The organism is Delftia sp. SD018 (genome assembly GCF_017355445.1).
Lineage (GTDB): Bacteria > Pseudomonadota > Gammaproteobacteria > Burkholderiales > Burkholderiaceae_C > Comamonas > Comamonas acidovorans.
This window is the reverse complement of the sequence record NZ_JADDRN010000012.1, coordinates 69,186-82,510: the sequence shown is the minus strand read 5'-3', so window position 1 is coordinate 82,510 and position 13,325 is coordinate 69,186. Positions and strand designations below refer to the sequence as shown.

At 69.3% G+C, this 13,325-nt stretch carries 11 protein-coding genes; 10 read left to right on the top strand and 1 reads right to left on the bottom strand.

Features of this window, described 5'->3' with window-relative positions; genetic code table 11:
• Nucleotides 1–40: 40 nt before the first annotated feature.
• The 10 genes from INR38_RS13935 (at nt 41) to INR38_RS13890 (ending at nt 11,842) form a co-directional block, all read left to right on the top strand.
• Entirely contained in the window at nt 41–1,069 is a 1,029-nt protein-coding gene (locus INR38_RS13935; RefSeq protein WP_013801544.1) for a branched-chain amino acid ABC transporter permease, read from the top strand.
• 29 nt (nt 1,070–1,098) lie between these two features.
• Nucleotides 1,099–1,974 carry an enoyl-CoA hydratase-related protein gene (locus INR38_RS13930; RefSeq protein WP_207442224.1) on the top strand — a complete coding sequence of 292 codons (876 nt, stop codon included), beginning with the start codon at nt 1,099–1,101 and terminating at the stop codon, nt 1,972–1,974.
• A gap of 169 nt (nt 1,975–2,143) precedes the next feature.
• On the top strand, nt 2,144–3,358 hold the full coding sequence (locus INR38_RS13925; protein WP_207442225.1) for an ABC transporter substrate-binding protein: 1,215 nt from the start codon (nt 2,144–2,146) through the stop codon (nt 3,356–3,358).
• A gap of 35 nt (nt 3,359–3,393) precedes the next feature.
• Nucleotides 3,394–5,049 carry a long-chain-fatty-acid--CoA ligase gene (locus INR38_RS13920; RefSeq protein ID WP_207442226.1) on the top strand — a complete coding sequence of 552 codons (1,656 nt, stop codon included), beginning with the start codon at nt 3,394–3,396 and terminating at the stop codon, nt 5,047–5,049.
• A gap of 12 nt (nt 5,050–5,061) precedes the next feature.
• Nucleotides 5,062–6,144, top strand: coding sequence for a CaiB/BaiF CoA-transferase family protein (locus tag INR38_RS13915; RefSeq protein ID WP_012206624.1), 1,083 nt, complete (start codon nt 5,062–5,064; stop codon nt 6,142–6,144).
• Nucleotides 6,145–6,153: 9 nt separating this feature from the next.
• Nucleotides 6,154–7,716, top strand: coding sequence for a long-chain-fatty-acid--CoA ligase (locus INR38_RS13910; RefSeq protein WP_207442227.1), 1,563 nt, complete (start codon nt 6,154–6,156; stop codon nt 7,714–7,716).
• Between the two features lie 25 nt (nt 7,717–7,741).
• The gene (locus INR38_RS13905) at nt 7,742–8,890 is read left to right on the top strand and encodes an acyl-CoA dehydrogenase family protein (RefSeq protein WP_047218395.1); all 1,149 of its coding nucleotides are present in this window, start codon (nt 7,742–7,744) and stop codon (nt 8,888–8,890) included.
• A 77-nt stretch (nt 8,891–8,967) separates the two neighbouring features.
• Complete coding sequence (locus INR38_RS13900; protein WP_207442228.1) at nt 8,968–9,858, top strand: SDR family oxidoreductase; 891 nt, start codon at nt 8,968–8,970, stop codon at nt 9,856–9,858.
• A gap of 17 nt (nt 9,859–9,875) precedes the next feature.
• Nucleotides 9,876–10,688, top strand: a complete 813-nt coding sequence (locus tag INR38_RS13895) for a crotonase/enoyl-CoA hydratase family protein (RefSeq protein ID WP_013801537.1) — start codon at nt 9,876–9,878, stop codon at nt 10,686–10,688.
• A gap of 260 nt (nt 10,689–10,948) precedes the next feature.
• Complete coding sequence (locus tag INR38_RS13890; RefSeq protein WP_207442230.1) at nt 10,949–11,842, top strand: 3'-5' exonuclease; 894 nt, start codon at nt 10,949–10,951, stop codon at nt 11,840–11,842.
• Here INR38_RS13890 and INR38_RS13885 read toward each other — a convergent pair.
• Nucleotides 11,839–13,017 (bottom strand): diguanylate cyclase, encoded by a 1,179-nt coding sequence (locus tag INR38_RS13885; RefSeq protein ID WP_207442233.1) that lies wholly within the window; start codon nt 13,015–13,017, stop codon nt 11,839–11,841. The two genes, INR38_RS13890 and INR38_RS13885, sit on opposite strands and share 4 nt — an antisense overlap.
• Between the last annotated feature and the right edge of the window lie 308 nt (nt 13,018–13,325).

Genomic DNA, 13,325 nt, shown 5'->3' with positions numbered 1-13,325 from the left:
GGCCACGCCAGTTTTGTGCCAAACGCCCTGGAGAACAATGATGTCCACACGATCCGCCTCCTCGTCTGACGCACTGGTCGCCGCCACCAGCGCGCGCCGCCCCCTGCCCCTGGGCACGGTACTGATCGCGGCGCTGGCGCTGGCGGCCTGCTCGCTGGTCTTCGTGGCCAAGGGCTACCAGCTGTTCCAGGCCACCATGGTGCTGGCCTATGCCGTGGCCCTGGTGGGGCTGAACATCCTCACGGGCTACAGCGGCCAGATCTCGCTGGGACATGGCGCCTTCTTCGCCATAGGCGCCTATGCGGCCGGCATCCTGATGGACCGCGCGGGCCTGGCCTACTGGCTGGCCGTGCCTGCAGCGGGCCTGGTGAGCCTGGCGGCGGGCTACCTGTTCGGGCGGCCCGCGCTCAGGCTGGAAGGGCTGTACCTGGCGCTGGCCACCTTTGCGCTGGGCGTGGCCATGCCCCAACTGCTCAAGTACCGCCACCTGGAGGCCTGGACCGGCGGCGTGGGCGGCATCGTGCTGACCAAGCCCGAGGCGCCCTGGGGCCTGCCGCTGGATGCCGACCAGTGGTTCTACCTCTATGCATTGGCCGTGGCGGCGCTGCTGTTCTGGATGGCGCGCAACCTCATAGACAGCGGCAGCGGCCTGGCGCTGCGCGCCATCCGCGACCACGCCATGGCGGCCGAGGCCATGGGCGTGGACAACGCGCACTGCAAGTCCATGGCCTTTGCGATTTCGGCCGGCTACACGGGCGTGGGCGGCGCGCTGTCGGCCATTGCCGTGCAGTTCGTGGCGCCCGACTCCTTCACCATGTTCCTGTCGATCTCGCTGCTGGTGGGCGTGGTGGTGGGTGGCGTGGGAACGCTGTGGGGCGCGCTGTTCGGCGCCCTGTTCATCATGTTCATCCCGGGACTGGCCGAGCAGGTGTCCAAGGCCGCGCCCTGGGCCGTCTACGGCACCGTGCTCATCGTCTTCATGTTCGCCATGCCCGGCGGCGTGATGGGCCTGCTGCACCGGCTGGGCCGGCCGGGCCGGCGCCTGCCCCGGCAGCGGCCGCGTGCCTGACTTTCCATCCCCACCCACAGGAGTCCCCCATGAATTCCAGTCCGGCCGTCCGCATGGAACGCCACGGCAACAACGACGACAGCGGCGACAGCGGCGACAGCGGCGAGATCGCCCTCATCGTCCTCCAGGACAGCGCCCGCATGAATCCGCTGGGCAGGCCCTTGCAGTTGCGGCTGCGCGAACTGCTGGCCGAGGTGCGCGAGGACACCTCCCTCCGCGCCCTGGTGCTCACCGCCGAGGGCCGGGGGTTCTGCGTGGGCGCGGACCTGTCGTCCATGGGCGGCGCACAAGGCGGGGCACAAGGCGGGGCCCAGGCCGATGGCCGCACGCTGGGCGCGCAGACGGCCGACAACATGCACCAGCTGTCCAACCGCCTCATCCTGGACCTGCAGCAGCTGCCCGTGCCCGTGGTCTGCGCCATCAACGGCGCGGCAGCCGGGGCCGGCGTGGGTCTGGCCCTGGCCGGCGACGTGGCGCTGGCGGCGCGCTCGGCCTACTTCTACCTGCCTTTCCTGCCGCGCCTGGGCATCGTGCCGGACCTGGGCACCACCTGGTTCATCGAGCGCCGGCTGGGCCGTGCGCGCGCCCTGGGTCTGTCCCTGCTGGGCGACAGGCTGGGCGCGCAGCAGGCTGCCGACTGGGGCCTGGTCTGGGCCTGCGTGGACGACGAGGCCCTGCGCGAGCAGGCCCTGGCCACGGCCGCACGCCTGGCGCGGCTGCCGGCCGGCGCCGTGCTGGAAGCCCGCCGCGCGCTGGACCACGCAGCCGCTTCCACGCTGGAGCAGCAGCTTCACTACGAGGCCGAACGCCAGCGCGAGCTGGTGGGCGCACCAGCCTTCATGGAAGGCGTGCAGGCCTTCATGCAAAAGCGCGAGCCCGTGTTCGCGCCACGCCAGCCGGGCTGACCGCCAAGCCTTCCCGCCAAGCCTTCCCGCCGCACCTTCCCGACGCGACTTGCTGCGCCCGCACATGCATTCGTCGGAATCGACGATGGGCGAGCGCCGGGCCGGTTCCTACCATGGACCGGCCACCACAAGAAAAGCGGGCACGGCGCCCGCAAGCCAGGAGACAACCATGCGCAACACCATCGCCCGGGGCCTGTGGGCCCTGATCGCCTGCCTGGCGCTGGCCCTGCCGGCCATCACCCAGGCGCCAGCCCAGGCCCAGACCCAGAAGAAGTACGACACCGGCGCCAGCGACACCGAGATCCGCATCGGCAACTTCGTGCCCTACTCGGGTCCCGTGTCGGCCTATGGAACCATCGGCAAGGCCCATGCGGCCTATTTCGCCAAGATCAATGCCGAGGGCGGCATCAACGGCCGCAAGATCACCTACCTCTCGGCCGACGACGCCTACAACCCCGCCCAGAGCGTGGAGCAGACGCGCAAGCTGGTCGAGCGCGACGGCGTGCTGCTGATGTTCGGCGCGCTGGGCACTTCGCACAACCAGGCCGTGCATCGCTACATGAACCAGCGCAAGGTGCCCCAGCTGTTCGTCTCCACGGGCGCCACGCGCTGGGGCGATCCGAAGAACTTCCCCTGGACCATGGGCTGGCAGCCCACCTACCAGCTCGAAGGCCGCACCTTCGCCCAGCACATCCTGGCCACGCGGCCCCAGGCCAAGGTGGCCGTCCTGATGCAGAACGACGACTTCGGCAAGGACTACCTCAAGGGCGTGCTCGACGGCTTCGGCGAGCAGGCCAAGCAACGCATCGTCGTGCAGCAGACCTACGAGGTCGGCGACCCCACGGTGGACAGCCAGATGGTGGCGCTCAAGGGCTCGGGGGCGGACACCTTCATCAACATCAGCACGCCCAAGTTCGCGGCCCAGTCCATACGCAAGGCCGCCGACATCGGCTGGAAGCCTGCGCACTACCTGGTCAGCGTCTCGCTGTCCATCAGCTCGGTGCTCAAGCCTGCGGGCCTGGACAACGCGCGCGGCGTGATGACGGCCAGCTACCTGCGCGAGCCCTCGGACCCCACCAACCAGGGCACGCCCGAGCTGGCCGGCTACCTGGCCTTCATGCAGAAGTACTACCCGGCCGGCGACCCCAACGATTCGCTCAACGTCATCGGCTACTCCCAGGCCCAGACCCTGGTGCAGGTGCTCAGGCAGGCCGGCGACGAACTCACGCGCGCCAACATCATGAAGCAGGCCGCCAGCCTGAAGATGGACCTGCCCATGCTCTACCCGGGCATCAGCCTGCAGACCGGTGGGGACGATTTCTTCCCCATCAAGAAGATGCAGCTCGTGCGCTTCGACGGCAGCCGCTACGCGCCCGTGCAATGACCCCGGCCTTCAGGACAACGACAGGAGACACCCCCATGCCCGCCTTGCAAGGACTGATGCAGGACCGCCCGCTCATGATCTCGTCGCTGATCGAGCATGCGGCGCGCTTTCATCCGCACACCGAGATCATCTCGCGCCTGCCGGAAACCCGGGACGGTGGCCTGCACCGCACCGACTGGGCCGGCATGCGCCGCGCCTCCTGCCAGGTGGCCAACGCCCTGCAGTCGCTGGGCGTGCAGCCCGGCGAACGCGTGGGCACGCTGGCCTGGAACAGCTGGCGCCACCTGGCGCTGTACTTCGGCGTCTCGGGCAGCGGCGCGGTGCTGCACACCATCAACCCGCGCCTGTTTCCCGAGCAGATCGAATACATCGCCAACCATGCCGAGGACCGGGTGCTGTTCTTCGACGTGACCTTCGCGCCGCTGGTGGAAAAGCTCGCACCGCATCTGAAGACCGTCACCACCTATGTCTGCATGAGTTCGCGCGAGCACATGCCCGCGCTGGACCTGCCCGGCCTGCACTGCTGGGACGAACTGGTGGGCAACCAGAGCGAGGACTTCGAGTGGCCCGAGTTCGACGAGCGCACGGCCTCCTCGCTGTGCTACACCTCGGGCACCACAGGCCACCCCAAGGGCGTGCTGTACTCGCACCGCTCCACCGTGCTGCACACGCTGATGGAGCTGGCGCCCGACACCTTCGGCCTGAACGCGAGCGAGACCGTGATGCTCATCGTGCCCATGTTCCATGCCAACGCCTGGGGCACGCCCTATGCGGCGGCCATGGCCGGCGCACGGCTGGTGCTGCCCGGCCCGCACCTGGACGGCCAGAGCGTCTACGAGCTCATGCGCGACGAGAAGGTCACCTTCTCGCAGGGCGTGCCCACCGTGTGGCTGATGCTGTTCCAGTACCTGGATACGCATCCCGACATCGACCCGCGCGCGCTGGGCGTCAAGAGCATTGGCATCGGCGGCGCGGCCGTGCCGCGCGCCATGCTGGAGCGCTTCGAGAACCAGTTCGGCGCCCAGGTCGTGCAGGGCTGGGGCATGACCGAGACCAGCCCCATCGGCGTGGTCAGCAAGCTGCTGCCCCGGCACGACGCGCTGTCGGGCGAGGAACTGGTCAAGGTCAAGCTCAAGCAGGGACGCGGCGTCTGGGGCGTGGACCTCAAGATCGTGGACGACGACGGCCGGCCCCAGCCCTGGGACGGCCAGGCCCGGGGACACCTGCGCGTGCGCGGCCCCTGGATCGCCAGCGGCTACTTCAAGGGCGAAGGCGGCTCGCCCGTCGATGAGGAAGGCTTCTTCACCACGGGCGACGTGGCCACCATCGATGCCGACGGCTTCCTGCAGCTGGTGGACCGCGCCAAGGACGTGATCAAGTCGGGCGGCGAGTGGATTTCCTCCATCGACGTGGAGAACGCCGCCATGGGCCATCCCGGCGTGGCCGAGGCCGCCATCATCGGCGTGGCCCATCCCAAGTGGCAGGAGCGGCCGCTGCTGCTGGTGGTGCCGCGCGCAGGCCACAGCGTCAGCCGCGAGTCCATGCTCGACTTCCTGTCCACGCGCATCGCCAAATGGTGGCTGCCCGACGACGTGCTGCAGGTGGCCGAGCTGCCGCACACGGCCACGGGAAAACTGCTAAAGACCAAGCTGCGCGAGCAGTACAAGAACCATCCACTGCCCACGGCCTGAAAGGAGACCTCCATGCCAGGACCGCTTGAAGGCGTGCGCGTGGTCGAGTTCGCGGGCCTGGGCCCGGGGCCGTTTTGCGCCATGCTGCTGGCCGACATGGGTGCCGAGGTGCTGCGCATCGCGCGGCCCGGCACGCCGGTCGATGCACAGGACATCACCACGCGCAGCCGCAGCCAAGTCGAGATCGACCTGCGCGGTGAAGAAGGTCAGGCCTCGGCCCTGGCGCTGATCGCACGCGCCGATCTGCTGATCGAGGGCTTTCGGCCCGGCGTGATGGAGCGCCTGGGCCTGGGCCCCGAACCCTGCCTGGCGCGCAACCCGCGCCTGGTCTACGGCCGCATGACGGGCTGGGGCCAGCACGGGCCGCTGGCGCATGCGGCGGGGCATGACATCAACTACATCGCCATCTCCGGCGCGCTGCACGCCATCGGCCGCGCGGGCGAGGCGCCCGTGCCGCCGCTCAACTACGTGGGCGACTTCGGCGGCGGCGGCATGCTGCTGGCCGTGGGCCTGCTGGCCGCCCTGCACGAGGCCGGGCGCAGCGGCCGGGGCCAGGTCATCGACGCGGCCATGACCGATGGCACGGCCCTGCTGTCGGCCTTCATGTACGGCTTCAAAGCCAAGGGCCAGTGGAGCAACCAGCGCGGAGAGAACCTGCTGGACGGCGGCGCGCACTTCTATGACACCTATGCCTGCGCCGACGGCAAATACATCGCCATAGGCGCCATCGAGCCGCAGTTCTACGCCGAGCTGCGCCAGCGCTGCGGCATACAGGACCCGCTGTTCGACGCGCAGCTGGACGCCGCGCGCTGGCCCCTGCTCAAGCTGCGCCTGGCCGACGTGTTCCGCACGCGCACGCGCCAGCAGTGGTGCGAGCTGCTGGAAGGCAGCGATGCCTGCTTCGCGCCCGTGCTCGACTGGGACGAGGCGCCCCAGCATGCCCACAACCGCGCGCGCGCCACGTTCACCGAGGCCGGCGGCGTGCTCCAGCCCGCGCCGGCGCCGCGCTTTTCGCGCAGCGTGCCCGAGCAGCCCCGCCCCCCGCGCGCCGCCAGCCTGCAGGACACGCTGGCCGCCTGGAATGCCCGCTCCTGAGGAAACCCCATGCCCATGTATCTCACCCAGGCCATCCACAAGGGCCGCCGCGAAAGGGCCGGCACCACGGCAGCCATCTGCGGCGCAGAGCAGGCCAGCTGGTCGCAGCTTGCGCAGCGCATCGAACGCTGTGCCGGCCTGCTGCGGGCGCTGGACGTGGCGCCCGGCGACCGCGTCGGCATGATGGGCCTGAACTCCATCCGCTACCTTGAATACTTCTATGGCTGCTGGTGGGCAGGCGCCGCGGTCAACCCCGTCAACATCCGCTGGAGCGCGCACGAGGTAGCCTACTCGCTGGACGACTGCGACACGCGCGTGCTCTTCGTGGACGATGCCTTCGCGCCCCTGGTGCCCCGGCTGCGCGAGCTGTCCTCCAGCCTGCGCACCGTGGTGTTCTGCGGCACGGGCGCCGCGCCCGAAGGCGCGCTGCACTACGAGCAATTGCTGGCCGCCGCCACGCCCTGCGCCGACGCGCTGCGCAGCGGCAACGACCTGGCTGCCGTCATGTACACAGGCGGCACCACGGGCCGGCCCAAGGGGGTGATGCTCAGCCACGACAACCTGTTCATCAACGCCCTGTCCAATGCCAGCAACGTGCCGCGCCAGCATGTGAAGGTGGGCATGGTGGTCACGCCCATGTTCCATGTGGCCGGCTGCGGCCTGGCCCTTCTCATGGCCCAGCGCCTGGTGCCCCAGGTCATCGTGCCGGCATTCGACGAGCTGGCCATCCTGGACGGCATCCAGCAGCACGGCGTGAACGAGCTGTTCCTGGTGCCCACCATGATCCGCCGGCTGATCGAGCATCCGCGCCTGGCGGAGTTCGACCTGTCCAGCCTGCGCCTCATGCTCTATGGCGCGGCGCCCATAGACGCCAGCCTGCTGGAGCGCGCCATGCAGGCGCTGCCCGGCGCCGACTTCGCCCAGGCCTACGGCATGACCGAGCTGTCGCCCACCATCGTGTCCATGGGCCCGGCCGAGCACCGTCCCGGCCCGCAGCGCGAGCGCCTGCTGCGCGCGGCCGGCCGGCCCGTGACCATTGCCGAGGTGCGCATCGTCGATGGCGAGGGCCGCGAGCTGCCGCCCGGCGAGGTGGGCGAGATCACGGCACGCGGCCCCATGGTCATGCAGGGCTACTGGAACAGGCCCGCCGAGACGGCCGCCGCGCTCAAGGACGGCTGGATGCACACGGGCGACATGGGCCGGCTGGATGCCGACGGCTACCTCTTCGTCGTGGACCGGCTCAAGGACATGATCGTCAGCGGCGGCGAGAACGTGTACTCGGCCGAGGTCGAGAACGCCATCGCCCAGCTGCCCCAGGTCGCCATGTGCGCCGTCATCGGCGTGCCCGACGAACGCTGGGGCGAGCGCGTGCACGCCGTGATCGTCGCGCGCGAGGGCCAGCCGCTGACCGAGGCTGAGGTCATCGCCCACTGCCGCGAACGCATCGCGGGCTACAAGTGCCCGCGCTCGGTGGAGTTCCGCAGCGAGCTGCCGCTGTCGGCCGCCGGCAAGCTGCAGAAATTCCAGCTGCGCGAACCCTACTGGCAGGGCCGCGAACGCCGCATCAACTGACCCCCACGAACCACCAGGCCACGCCATGCCACTGCAACTGACACGCTCCTGGAGCACCCCCGAGCTGGAAAGCCTGCGCGCCACCGCCGTGCGCTTTCTGGAAACCGAAATGCAGCCGCAGGACGAGGCCGCGCGCCAGCGCGGCAACGTGGGCCATGCCATCTGGCGCCGCGCCGGCGAGCTGGGCCTGCTGTGCACCGACATCCCCGAGGACTACGGCGGCGGCGGCGGCGATTTCCGCCACGAGGCCGTGATCCACGAGGAGATGGCGCGCCGCGCCCTCTCGGGCATGAGCAACTCCGTGCACTCCATCGTGGCCCACTACCTGCTCAACCATGGCACCGAGGCGCAAAAGCGCAAGTACCTGCCCGCCATGGCACGCGGCGAGCTGGTGGGCGCCATCGCCATGACCGAGCCCGGCGCGGGCTCGGACCTGCAGGGCGTGCGCACGCGCGCAGAACTCAGGGACGGCCGCTACCGCATCAACGGCAGCAAGACCTTCATCACCAACGGCCTGCTGGCCGGCCTGATCCTCGTGGTCTGCAAGACCGACCCCGCCCAGGGCGCGCGCGGCACCTCCATCCTCATCGTGGAGACCCGGGACTGCGCGGGCTTTCGCGTGGGCCGCGTGCTCGACAAGATGGGCATGAAGGCCCAGGACACCTCGGAGCTGTTCTTTGATGACGTGACCGTGCCGCAGGACGCGCTGCTGGGCGGGCGCGAAGGCCAGGGCTTCTACCAGCTCATGGGCGACCTGCCCTACGAGCGGCTGATCATCGGCCTGGCCGCACTGGCCTGCATGGAAGGCGCCTACGAGGCCACGCTGGCCTATGTGCGCGAGCGCCGCGCCTTCGGCCAGGCCATTGCCGACATGCAGAACACCCGGTTCAAGCTCGCCGAGGTGGCCACCACGCTGACCGTGGGCCGTGCCTTCATCGACCGCTGCGTGGAGCAGCTGGTGGCCGGCACGCTGGACACGGCCACGGCCTCCATGGCCAAGCTGTGGGGCTCGGAAGCGCAGGGCCGCGTGCTCGACGAACTCGTGCAACTGCATGGCGGCTACGGCTACATGAACGAATACATGGTCACCCGCATGTACGCCGATGCGCGCGTGCAGCGCATCTACGGCGGCACCAGCGAAATCATGAAGGAAGTGATATCGCGCGCGCTCTGACGCTCTGATCCCCTGGCGGCACCAAGCGCTGCCGCAGTCCCTCTATCCCTTCCCCGGCAGCACAGGAGACAGCAGCCATGACCCTCGACGACCTCATCTACAAGCCCGGCCTGCTCAAGGGCGAACGCATCCTCGTCACTGGCGGCGGCACCGGCCTGGGCCGTGTCATGGCCGAGGCCTTTCTCATGATGGGCGCCGACATCCACCTGTGCGGCCGGCGCGGCGCCGTGGTCGAGCAGACCGCCCAGGAGCTGGTGCAACAGCACGGCGGCCGGGCCACGGGCCACGCCTGCGACGTGCGCCAGCCCGAGGCCGTGGAGCAGATGATCGAGGCCATCTGGGCCGACGGCGGCGCGCTCACGGGCCTAGTCAACAACGCGGCCGGCAACTTCGTCAGCCGCACCGAGGACCTGTCCATGCGCGCCTTCGACGCCGTGGCCAACATCGTCATGCGCGGCAGCTTCAACCTCACGCTGGAGTGCGGCCGCCGCTGGCTGGCCGAGGGCCGCAAGGCCAGCGTGCTGTCCATCCTCACCACCTGGGTCTGGAACGGCTCGGCCTTCACCGTGCCTTCGGCCATGGCCAAGTCGGGCGTGCATGCCATGACGCAGTCGCTGGCCGTGGAATGGGGCAACCGGGGCATACGCTTCAACGCCATCGCGCCGGGCCTGTTCCCCACCGAAGGCATGAGCGCGCGGCTGAATCCGCAGGGCGGCGAGCATGTACGCGCCGACAACCCCATGGGCCGCAACGGCCGCATGCCCGAGCTGGCCAACCTGGCCGTCTTCCTCATGAGCCGCCAGGCCGAGTACCTGACGGGACAGACCATTGCCATAGACGGCGGACAATACCAGGCGACGGGCGGCAACTTCGCCGGGCTGGCCAGCTGGGGCGACCAGGACTGGGCGAATGCGCGCAGCGCCATCGAATCGCGCAACGCGGCCGACCGCCAGCAAAGAACCGCATAGACACAAGGAGACAAGCCATGAGCCAAGAACGCGTGCGCATATCGGTGGACCACGGCGTGGCCGAGGTGACCCTGGCCCGGCCCGACAAGATGAATGCGCTGGACCCCGCCATGTTCGACGCCCTGATCGACGCATTGGCGCGGCTGCGGGACACGCCCGGGTTGCGCGCCGTGGTGCTGCATGGCGAAGGGCGCGCCTTCTGCGCGGGCCTGGACATGGGCAGCATGGCCGGCATTGCCGACGGCCAGCAGACGGCGGACATGACGGACCTGGCCGCACGCACGCACGGCATGGCCAACCGCTTCCAGCAGATCTGCTGGGGCTGGCGCGAGCTGCCCGTGCCCGTGATCGCCGCCGTGCACGGCGTGGCCTACGGCGGCGGCCTGCAGCTGGCGCTGGGTGCGGACATCCGCCTGGTGGCCGATGATGCGCGGCTGTCCATCATGGAAATCAAGTGGGGACTGGTGCCCGACATGGCCGGCTGCGCGCTGGCCGCGCCGCTGGTGCGCGGCGATGTGCTGCGCGAGCTGGTCTACACCGGCCGCATCGTGCCCGGCCCCGAGGCCGTGGCCCTGGGCCTGGCCACGCGCGTGAGCGCTGCGCCGCTGGAGGAAGCGCGCCATCTGGCCCGCCAGATCGCCGCCAGCAGCCCGCATGCCATACGCGCTTCCAAGCGCCTGATGCAGCTCAGCGAAACCGCTTCTCCCGCAGACATCCTGCTGGCCGAGGCGCAGGAGCAGCAGGCCCTGCTGGGCAGCTCCAACCAAGCCGAGGCCGTGCGCGCCGGCCTGGAAAAGCGGGTGCCGGTCTTCAACGATCAAGGCCTTTAGACACCTTTTGAAACAGCCGCCGGACCCTGCATCGGGGTCCGGCGCAGCCATCCGCAAATACCCTTATTCGACGCCCTTTCGCCACTGCGCTGATTTTTTAGGCATTCCGTGGAAAGCCTTGCAGGGCGCGGATTCGGCAAGTTACACCCGGAGTTTTCCACAACTCCGTCCACACGCACCGGGGATAAAAACCCGGTGCCTGAGGGGCATGCAAGTGCAGGCATACTTGACGGCTTGCCTCGGCTTCCCCTTCTTTTCCCATGCCCCGCCTGCACGCTCCCAGCAAGGATGACAGCCGCCTGCTGCCGCCTTTTGCCGCCCTGCCTGAGCGCTGCATCCACGTGCCCGCCACCGACGCCGAATTCGCGGCCGCACGCGCCGCGCTGATGGCGGCTCCCGTGCTCGGTTTCGATACCGAGAGCAAGCCGCTGTTCCACGCCCACCAGACCGACACCGGCCCCCATGTGGTGCAGTTGGCCACCTGCGACCAGGCCTGGCTGCTGCAGCTGCACCATGCGCAGGCACGCGCGCTTGCGGCCGACGTGCTGGCCAGCGAGTCCATCTGCAAGGCCGGTTTCGGCCTGGACCATGACCGCAGCGCGCTGCCCGCGCGCCTGGGCGTTGCGCTGCACAACGTGATCGACCTGGACCGCGTGTTCAAGCGCCACGGCTACGCCAGTTCGGTAGGCGTGCGCGCGGCCGTGGCCCTGGTGCTGGGGCAGAACTTCCACAAGTCCAAGAAGATCTCCACCTCCAACTGGGCTGCACCGCAGCTGAGCCTGGCCCAGCGCCACTACGCTGCCAACGACGCCCACGGCGCCGCCATGGTGCATGCTGCCCTGCCCGCCTGGGAACAGCGCCAGCCGGCCGTGGCCGAACGCCCCTCCAGGCCCGCCAGGCCTGCGCCTGAACCCCGCGGCCCCGGCAGCTCCAGCGGCCCGCGGGGACCACGCAGGGCCCACGCGCCACGCGAGCAGGAGGCCCCGCGCGAGCCGCATGTGTCGCACGAGCAGCATGTGTCGCACGAGCAGCACAAGCCGCATGAGCCACATGTACCGCGCGAGTCCAGCGCCCCACGCTCATCGCCACGCCCTTCCCGCACCCCACGCCTGCTGCAGGCGCCGGTCACACCGGGCAAGCCAAGCCCGGGCTAGGCCTCTTCCTCTTGCGGCACCAGCCGCACCCGGTCGCGGCCTGCGCGCTTGGCCTCGTAGAGCATGGCGTCGGCACGCGCCAGCGCCTGCTCCAGCGTCTGGCCCTGGGCCATCCAGGCCACGCCAAAGCTGGCCGTGATGCGTATGTCGTCGGGCAGCGCGCTGAAGCCCATCAGGCGCAGCTGGGTCTGGATGCGCCGGGTGATCCATTGCGCAGCCAGCGGGTCGGCGTGCGGCAGCAGGGCCACGAACTCCTCCCCGCCAAAGCGTGCAACCAGGTCCTGCTGGCGTGTGCTGCGCAGCAGCAGGCGCGCAAAGCGCTGCAGCACCTCGTCGCCCGCCGCATGGCCCCAGCCGTCGTTGACCCGCTTGAAATGGTCCAGGTCGCACACCAGTACGGCGGCCGACAGCTGCGGCTGCTCGGCCAGCCGGCGCTGCACGGCCTCCCTGAAGGCGCGCCGGTTCAGCAGCCCGGTCAGCGGATCGCGGTCGCGCTCCTCGTGCAGCTCCTGCACGGTGTCGCGCACCGCTGCGGCCAGGAAGAGCATGGCAAACAGCAGGCCGAACACCAGCAGGCTCAACTGCAGCGCCATCCACGAGGAAGAAATGCCCAGCCATTCCCCGGCTGCGCTGGCCGATACCGAAGCAGCACGCGGCGTCACCCACAGCGTGCGGACGAAAAAGCTCAGCGCAAAGACCACGAACACCCACAGCAGCAGCCGGTCCCAGCCTGTGCAGGGATGCCTGCGTGGCAGCCGCCACAGCGGCAGGGCCAACTGCAGGCCCAGGCCGAAATTGAGCACATGCTGGCGCGCCTGGGCATCGGGCACGGCCCAGGCGTAGTAGCCCAGCACCACCAGCACCGCGCCGCCAAAGCCGGCCGCCAGCGGTGCATCGGGGCGCACGCCCTGGCGTATGGCCATGGCCTCGGTGATGAACCAGGCCGCGCACAGTTGCAGCGCGGCCGTCGTCAATGCATTGACGGGAACGGCCGCAGGCCGCTCCAGGATCTGCAGCAGCAGCGCCAGGCTGAAGCCGGTGAAGGCGAAGGACATGCTGCGCAACTCGCGCCGGGCACGCAGATGCCGCCAGCAGACATAGAAACAGCCGGCCAGCAGCAAGGTGCACAGGGGCACCGCCAGCGCCAGAAGATGTCTTGCTGTCAACGTCACCATCAACTCCCTGATGGAGTCTAGCGATCAGGTCACGTTACAACACGTCGTTAACAAAAATACACATTCACTCACGGTTCTGGCGATGGCAGGCTGGGCCTATCCGCGCGTGCAGAGGAGCAACCGGGCTGCGGCGTATATGTTCGTAACCAACGCATCGTTGGGCACCGGAGGCCGGCACGCCACAATGCCAACCGTCCTCCGCTAGTAAAACCTCAGGACTTACGCAAACAGGATGCGGGAACGCGCCGCTCCCCATGGCAAATGGCCCGCCCGTGCCCTTCTTGCGTAAGCCGTCACCAGAAAGGCAA

Excerpts from the sequence above, each read along its gene's own strand:
- INR38_RS13910 (WP_207442227.1), top strand. The coding sequence starts at position 6,154 with ATGCCCATGTATCTCACCCAGGCCATCCACAAGGGCCGCCGCGAAAGG.
- INR38_RS13895 (WP_013801537.1), top strand. The coding sequence starts at position 9,876 with ATGAGCCAAGAACGCGTGCGCATATCGGTGGACCACGGCGTGGCCGAG.
- INR38_RS13885 (WP_207442233.1), bottom strand. The coding sequence starts at position 13,017 with ATGGTGACGTTGACAGCAAGACATCTTCTGGCGCTGGCGGTGCCCCTG.
- INR38_RS13905 (WP_047218395.1), top strand. The coding sequence starts at position 7,742 with ATGCCACTGCAACTGACACGCTCCTGGAGCACCCCCGAGCTGGAAAGC.
- INR38_RS13930 (WP_207442224.1), top strand. The coding sequence starts at position 1,099 with ATGAATTCCAGTCCGGCCGTCCGCATGGAACGCCACGGCAACAACGAC.
- INR38_RS13890 (WP_207442230.1), top strand. The coding sequence starts at position 10,949 with ATGCCCCGCCTGCACGCTCCCAGCAAGGATGACAGCCGCCTGCTGCCG.
- INR38_RS13935 (WP_013801544.1), top strand. The coding sequence starts at position 41 with ATGTCCACACGATCCGCCTCCTCGTCTGACGCACTGGTCGCCGCCACC.
- INR38_RS13900 (WP_207442228.1), top strand. The coding sequence starts at position 8,968 with ATGACCCTCGACGACCTCATCTACAAGCCCGGCCTGCTCAAGGGCGAA.
- INR38_RS13925 (WP_207442225.1), top strand. The coding sequence starts at position 2,144 with ATGCGCAACACCATCGCCCGGGGCCTGTGGGCCCTGATCGCCTGCCTG.
- INR38_RS13915 (WP_012206624.1), top strand. The coding sequence starts at position 5,062 with ATGCCAGGACCGCTTGAAGGCGTGCGCGTGGTCGAGTTCGCGGGCCTG.
- INR38_RS13920 (WP_207442226.1), top strand. The coding sequence starts at position 3,394 with ATGCCCGCCTTGCAAGGACTGATGCAGGACCGCCCGCTCATGATCTCG.